The 6,113-nt window shown below is 67.4% G+C and carries 11 protein-coding genes; 10 read left to right on the top strand and 1 reads right to left on the bottom strand.

Going from position 1 to position 6,113, the window contains the following annotated elements; genetic code table 11:
- Nucleotides 1-45: 45 nt before the first annotated feature.
- Nucleotides 46-285: a hypothetical protein gene (locus ACYCUK_RS22695; RefSeq protein ID WP_461596880.1), complete on the bottom strand. Its 240-nt coding sequence runs from the start codon at nucleotides 283-285 to the stop codon at nucleotides 46-48.
- Nucleotides 286-362: 77 nt separating this feature from the next.
- Between ACYCUK_RS22695 and ACYCUK_RS22690 the strand changes: the two genes are divergently transcribed.
- The 10 genes from ACYCUK_RS22690 to ACYCUK_RS22645 form a co-directional block, all read left to right on the top strand.
- Nucleotides 363-614 carry a hypothetical protein gene (locus ACYCUK_RS22690; protein WP_461596879.1) on the top strand — a complete coding sequence of 84 codons (252 nt, stop codon included), beginning with the start codon at nucleotides 363-365 and terminating at the stop codon, nucleotides 612-614.
- Nucleotides 607-930 carry a hypothetical protein gene (locus tag ACYCUK_RS22685; RefSeq protein WP_461596878.1) on the top strand — a complete coding sequence of 108 codons (324 nt, stop codon included), beginning with the start codon at nucleotides 607-609 and terminating at the stop codon, nucleotides 928-930. Before ACYCUK_RS22690 ends, ACYCUK_RS22685 begins: the two co-directional genes overlap by 8 nt.
- On the top strand, nucleotides 917-1,219 hold the full coding sequence (locus ACYCUK_RS22680; protein WP_461596877.1) for a hypothetical protein: 303 nt from the start codon (nucleotides 917-919) through the stop codon (nucleotides 1,217-1,219). Before ACYCUK_RS22685 ends, ACYCUK_RS22680 begins: the two co-directional genes overlap by 14 nt.
- Nucleotides 1,212-1,706 carry a hypothetical protein gene (locus ACYCUK_RS22675; protein WP_461596876.1) on the top strand — a complete coding sequence of 165 codons (495 nt, stop codon included), beginning with the start codon at nucleotides 1,212-1,214 and terminating at the stop codon, nucleotides 1,704-1,706. The genes ACYCUK_RS22680 and ACYCUK_RS22675 overlap by 8 nt, the downstream gene beginning before the upstream one ends.
- Nucleotides 1,707-1,743: 37 nt before the next feature.
- Nucleotides 1,744-1,938 (top strand): hypothetical protein, encoded by a 195-nt coding sequence (locus tag ACYCUK_RS22670; RefSeq protein ID WP_461596875.1) that lies wholly within the window; start codon nucleotides 1,744-1,746, stop codon nucleotides 1,936-1,938.
- Nucleotides 1,935-3,254 carry a right-handed parallel beta-helix repeat-containing protein gene (locus ACYCUK_RS22665; RefSeq protein WP_461596874.1) on the top strand — a complete coding sequence of 440 codons (1,320 nt, stop codon included), beginning with the start codon at nucleotides 1,935-1,937 and terminating at the stop codon, nucleotides 3,252-3,254. Before ACYCUK_RS22670 ends, ACYCUK_RS22665 begins: the two co-directional genes overlap by 4 nt.
- Before the next feature lie 197 nt (nucleotides 3,255-3,451).
- Nucleotides 3,452-4,228, top strand: a complete 777-nt coding sequence (locus ACYCUK_RS22660; protein ID WP_461596873.1) for a hypothetical protein — start codon at nucleotides 3,452-3,454, stop codon at nucleotides 4,226-4,228.
- 74 nt (nucleotides 4,229-4,302) lie between these two features.
- Nucleotides 4,303-5,031, top strand: a complete 729-nt coding sequence (locus ACYCUK_RS22655; protein WP_461596872.1) for a hypothetical protein — start codon at nucleotides 4,303-4,305, stop codon at nucleotides 5,029-5,031.
- A 95-nt stretch (nucleotides 5,032-5,126) separates the two neighbouring features.
- Nucleotides 5,127-5,702 carry a hypothetical protein gene (locus ACYCUK_RS22650; protein WP_461596871.1) on the top strand — a complete coding sequence of 192 codons (576 nt, stop codon included), beginning with the start codon at nucleotides 5,127-5,129 and terminating at the stop codon, nucleotides 5,700-5,702.
- Nucleotides 5,695-6,113: putative immunity protein (locus ACYCUK_RS22645; RefSeq protein ID WP_461596870.1), on the top strand; the 419-nt coding region annotated here is incomplete at its 3' end. The genes ACYCUK_RS22650 and ACYCUK_RS22645, both read left to right, overlap by 8 nt.

Raw genomic sequence — 6,113 nt, 5'->3', positions numbered from 1 at the left:
CCTCGCCGCCCTGGTCGCCCTCGGGAGGCGCTTCGCCCTCAGCCATCAGTTCTCACCCCTCACGATCCGCCAGGACTCGGGCAGGTGCACGTCCGGGCAGCCGAGTTCGGCCTTCCGCCGCACGATGAACCGTCGCAGCTCGGCGCGCTTCTCGGCCGGTGCCCGTCCGTATGCCTGCACCGCGTTCGACAGGTCGCTGCAGTCGCGGATCGGGAAGGACTCCCCGTAGGCGGTGTCGCCCTCGGCGGCGGCGTGCTCACGCTCCTGCTCGGAGATCTCGGCCACGCCCCGCAGTGTTCCCCTAGGCCCTGCGCACGCGTAAGCCGGGCCTAGACGACGCGCATCCCAGCTTCCTACGAGGCGTGCAGCTCAGGCACCGTGGATGCATGTCCAGGCGCAACACGTTCCTGCTCTACGGCGGCGCCCTCGGCGTCGCCGGCCTCTACCTCATCGCCACGTCGCCCGAACTGCGCGCCGAGGTCGTGCGCATCGCCCGCTCGCTCAAGGAGCGGTTGGAGGGATGCGCCAGCTGCGAGCGGCGTCGCCAGGCGCTGGGCCGCATGTTCGCCCAGGCCCATGAGGCCGTCAACTGGGGACGGACACTCGGTGACTGACCACGACCGGCCGATCGTGCCGCGGGTGACCGCTGCCCCCATCGAGACACGGGCCGCGGCGTCCATTCGCGGCGTCTTGGACGAGATGCGCCAGCCCGCCTACCTCGAGCTTCTCGGCAAGTCCGTCGGCACGGGCCTCGCCGTCGGGCTCATCGCCCGGCGCATCCCCGCCATCGGCCTGCCTGTGGCGCTCCTCGGCGGCATCTACGTCGGCCTCGAGCTCGCCGCCTACATCGCCGGGCAGGGGAGCCACGAGATCGGCCCATGGATCGACGCAGAGGCACTACAGGAAGGGATCCCCGATGACGATGACTGATGCCGAGGCAGCCGACGAGCTGACCCAGGACAACGTGCGCCGCGCAGAGGTCCTGATGCACAAGGGCATGCCCGCGAGCGCGTGGAACAGCGTGATAGGCGCCATGCAGGAGGACGCCTTCATCCACGCGGTCATGCACCACCTCGGCGGCGACGATGCCGTGGACGCCCTCAAGCTCGACATCGCAGGGCGCATCTCGCGCTGGCTCGACGAGGCAGAGAAGCAGGTCGAAGCCGCCCAGACGCGCCAGCGCCTCGTGGTCGCGAACGGCAAGGTCCCCCGTGGCTGAGATCTCCATCTCCGCGGAGCTGGGGGCATCTATCGACGGGCTCGCGTCACAGGTCCGGCGCGCCAACGAGAGGGCGCAGCAGGCCCTCAACCACGCGCCGGCACCCGCCGCCATCCACGGCCAGGGTGCGACGGGTGCGAGCGGGGCGTGCGTATTCTCCTGCGGGGGGCCGTCGCAGGGACGGGTGTGGCAGATCCGCTCGCTCGCCGTCGGGGGCGACGGCCTGGTCGCGGGCACGGCACGCTTCTACGCAGCAGGGTCCGTGCCCTCCTCGGCCGGCGTCCAGATGATCGGGCTGCGCGACGTGACGACATTCAAGACATCGGCCGTGCGCACGCGCTTCTACTCGACCGGCCAGTTCGTCCTGCACGCCCCGACAACGCTGTGGGTCGTCGTCGTCACAGCCACGGTCACAAAGGCGGTCCTGGTCGACGGCATCGCCGAGACATATGACTTCGCCGCCTACCACGCGGTCACGGTGCTCTGATGTGTGGAGCGCGTTCGCAGTCAGCGGAGCTTCCGCAGTGATCGGCGCCGTCGTGACCGAGGTCGTCGAGATGCGCAGGCGTGCCCGTGACTCGGCGCGCTCGGACCTGCGGCAGCTGAAGACCGACGTCCAGGCGGCCCACGAGCAGGCGCTTCTCGCCGCCACGCAGATGCAGGCCCTCAACCAGCGCGTGAACGACGTGCTCGACAGGCTGAACCGGGAGGCGCCATGAGTTGGGACCCACGACCGAGCAGCTTCCGGTCCATTGTCCATGACGTGCGGACGTACGGCGCCACCGGCGACGGCGCTACGGACGACACCGCTGCGATCCAGGCAGCGATCACAGCCGCGGGCTCAACGAGCGCTGGCGGGATCGTGTTCTTTCCGCCTGGCACCTACGTCGTGAAGCGCACGATCACGCTACCGCACGCCATTTATGCGGGCAACACAACGCCGCAAACGGCTCCCATCGTCTTGCAGGGCTCGGGGTACATGGAGGACGGCTTCTACCAAACCGCTCCGTTCGGCTCGCTGTTACTCGCTAAGACACTCGCCGGGGACATGATCCAGGGGCCGGACATAGCCACAATCGGCGCGCACCTCGCAATAGAGAAGATGACGATCTCGGCGTCGCCCGGCCAGGGCGGGTCGCAGACGGCCGGCCACCTCGTCCACATCTACAACCCTATGGAATGTTGGTTTCGCGACATGGAGATTCGTTCTGCGCACACAGACGGACTTGTCTTCGACGGCAACGGTGTCGCCGGCAACCTAGTCACCATCGACCATTGCCGCGTGGAACACTGCGGCGGTAACGGTTGCTTCTTAAACAGCTCCATTCAGAGCATCGTAATAGGAACCCACTTCGAAGCGAATGGAGGTACAGCCGGTCTCTTGGTCGGTGCTACTGGCTACGACGCCGCCATCGTGGGTTGCTCGTTCCAATCCAACACGCGCTACGGGATCGCCATAGGAAGCCAGTCCAAGATCATCGGCTGCACAGCGCAGACCAACGGGCACTCGGGCATCATCGTGACAGGCGGTACGCATTCGTCGGTGATCGGGAATGTCTGTATCTCCAACGGAACGAGTGGCGTGGACCCAAAAGGGATTCGCTTGTGGGACGCCCAGCACTGCTGCGTCTCGGGAAACCATTGCTTCAACACAGGAGCGGGGACACCACAGACGTTCGGTATCACCCTTGAGGGTACGTCCGCCACAAACGTCGTGATTGGTAACACCGTGACCGCAACGACGCCAGTCACATCGACGCCAGGGAACATGGTCAAGAACAACGTTGGCTACAACCCCATCGGCGTCGTCACAGTTGCCGTCCCCGCTACGGGCATCGCTGTTAGTGCAGCACCCTACGACCGCACCTTCTACGTCGCGGCGGGCACCGATCCGGTGACATGCGCCATCGCAGGCGGCCCCACGATCAAGGTTCCTGCGTCAGCCTGCGTGCCAGTGTTCGTCCCCGCTGGCAAGACGCTAACCCCCACCTACACCGCGACACACCCACCGACGTGGGTGGTTGAAGGGAACTAGGCCCATCACACGCCTCGTCACACCCCCGCGCTACGCTTGTGCACGGTGCCTGCACGCTGCCCGCACACTGGCTCCATCCTCCGGGCAGACATGCGCGCAGGCGCCTCGCACACCCTGCGCACGCCTCGCTCAGACCCTACAGACCCTAGGGAGACCTCGTGAAGATTGCCTTCGACGCCGCGTACCCGCCCTCCACGGTGCCCGCAGGGGCCACAACGGCGTGCATCTACGCAGGCGGCGACACCCCGAACCCGATTCGCACACCGACAGATGTGCCCGTGTACGCGCTGGTGCGGTACTGGCTGCCTGTCTGGGTACGCTCCAACCCACACCCGACGCAGGGCGGCGTAGACGCAGGCCAGATGGTCAACTGGCTCAACCTCGCAGGCGCACAGCACGGGATCACGACCGTGCTCGACATGGAGACGGCCGTTACACCCGCCTACGTCACCGCCTACGGCGCCGCCATGCACGCCGCAGGCTTGCGCGTGCTCGTCTACGGCTCGCGTGACTATGTGTTGAAGAACCCGGCGCTCAACGGCTACTTCGTCGCAGACCCCGGCTGGCAACCGGGACACGCCCCGCCAGGCACTGCGGTCGCCGTCCAGTACGCCTACGCAGGCAGCTACGACCTGTCGTGGATCACAGATACGGTTTCGCTCTGGGACCGGCACCCGCCGCAGACCGCCGCGCAGCCCACGAGCACGCCCACGTCCACGCCGACCACGCCGTCGACGGCGACCCCGCAGGCCACCGTCACGACACTGGTCATGCGCAACGGCCACGGCTGGATCCCTCTCCCGGCGACGTGGCGCAGCATCCACGTCATGGGACCGAACCCCGACGCCACGGGGCACTACGTCGGGCCGCTCCCCACGCTTGCCTACGTCTCGTCCACGCCTGGCCCGCACAGCCCGCACGGCGTCGCCGTGTTCACGGGTCCGGACGTGACATGCCGCGTGATTATCGCCTAGACCCCTTGACACGGTGCGTGGAGAGGCGCATAGTGGGGGCACTGACCACCGACTGACCGAAAGGACTGACCACCATGAGCACTTCCCCCTACTGCACCGTTATCGTGAGAGCGGTCGAGGACACCGACGAGAACGGCGAGTCGCGGTTCACACCGCCGCACCTGAAGGTCGGCACGTCAGTCACGGTCGAAGCGCTGACAGACGACGGCGTCACGGTCTTCTGGGACTCGGTGGACGTCACCGACGACAATGCCGCCACCGACCCCGAGGTGCTCGCTTCTGAGCTGCTCGCCAAGGGCGGCTACGAACTCGACGAGCTCGGCCCGGAGTGGTTCCCCGACGAGCACGGCATCAAAACCACAGGCAGGGCATCACGTGCCTCAGCGGACGCCACTCCACCGCCGTCGTCCCCCTACACCGACGGCCTGCGTGAGCTGGCCAACTGGCTGGACGCACACCCCGAGTGGACGCCCTTCTCCGGCGAGTACCTCTACAGCTGGCAGCACAACGCCGACCTGTCGACCATGGCCCGCGCCGCCCGCGACATGGGCACCGCGGAGAAGGAGATCAACGAGAACACGGGCACCTTCAAGCTCGTGAAGCGCTTCGGGCCTCACGCGTTCACGGTCCTCGCCGATCGTGCCGCGGTCTGCGAGCGGGTGGTCAAGGGCCGCCGCGTCGTGAAGCGCGTCGAGAAGGTGCCCGTCGGCGACGTCGTCTACAGCGAGCACGAGGTCGAAGAGGTCGTCGAAGAGGTCGAGTGGGTCTGCCCGCCGTCGATCCTTGGTGCGGCTGGCAGCTGACTGAAAGGGCGCGGGCGTGTCCCGCGCGAGCGGCTGGCGTGGTCTGGTCAGTCCCCCCAGCCGCTCGCATGGGACACGAACAGGAGGGAGCCCCGATGCCTGACCCCGAGGTCGTCGACGCAGACGCCGAAGACGCCGCCGCCGAGATCGTCCACCACCCGTCGCCCGTCGACGCACAGCGCAGTGAGCTGAACGTACTGTGGCGCAAGTGCCAGCTCATCTGCGCACAGGGTAACGAGATCGTCCCGAAGCACTTTTGGGGCAGGCCCGAGGCTGCGCTGTCCGCCGTGCTCATGGGCCGCGAGCTTGGCTTGGGCGACATGCTCAGTTTGCAGCGGATCTATGTCGTCGACGGCAAGGTCGTGCTCGCCGCCGAGCTGATCCGGGGCCTCATACGCAAGGCCGGGCACAGCCTCACCTACACGGAGCGCACCAACGAGCGCTGCACGATCCACGGCAGGCGCGCAGACACCGGCGACGAGCTCGACGTGACCTGGACGCTCGACGACGCCACGAAAGCCGGCGTCGCAGGCAAGCGCAACTGGCAGACGTACCCTCGTGCGATGCTCGACGCACGGGCCACGACGGAGATCGCACGGGCGCTGTTCAGCGACTGCGTCGGCTGGGCCGTCTACGCGCCGGAGGACTTCACAGAGGTGCGCGATGCCTGACCTCTACAAGTGGCTAACCCCGAACCGCACCACCACGTACACCTGCGTCCGGTGGCCCGTGCGGGCACGTCAATGGACGTCCCCCAAGACGCCGGAGCTGTGCAAGAGCGGCTGGCACCTGGCGACGCTCGCCGGGCTGAGCAAGCACCTGCCGACCAAGTTCCCGGCGGTCCTCTGGACCGCAGAGGGGCGGGGAGCAACAGAAAGCACGACAGACAAGATCGCGTTCGAGAGCGCACGCATCCTCGCCCCCGTGGGCACGCTCACTGAGCGCACGGCTCACGCGCTGGCGTGCGACTGCGCCGAGCACGTGCTCCCGATCTGGGAGGCGCGGTATCCCGGTGACGACCGTCCGCGGACGGCGATCGAGACGAAACGCCGGTGGCTGGCCGAGGAAGCGAGCGACGAGGA

This window comes from Thiomonas sp., assembly GCF_054608695.1.
Note: the sequence above shows the minus strand (reverse complement) of the source record. Positions and strands in the feature narration are given on the sequence as shown.

Excerpts from the sequence above, each read along its gene's own strand:
- ACYCUK_RS22680 (WP_461596877.1), top strand. The coding sequence starts at position 917 with ATGACGATGACTGATGCCGAGGCAGCCGACGAGCTGACCCAGGACAAC.
- ACYCUK_RS22650 (WP_461596871.1), top strand. The coding sequence starts at position 5,127 with ATGCCTGACCCCGAGGTCGTCGACGCAGACGCCGAAGACGCCGCCGCC.
- ACYCUK_RS22665 (WP_461596874.1), top strand. The coding sequence starts at position 1,935 with ATGAGTTGGGACCCACGACCGAGCAGCTTCCGGTCCATTGTCCATGAC.
- ACYCUK_RS22655 (WP_461596872.1), top strand. The coding sequence starts at position 4,303 with ATGAGCACTTCCCCCTACTGCACCGTTATCGTGAGAGCGGTCGAGGAC.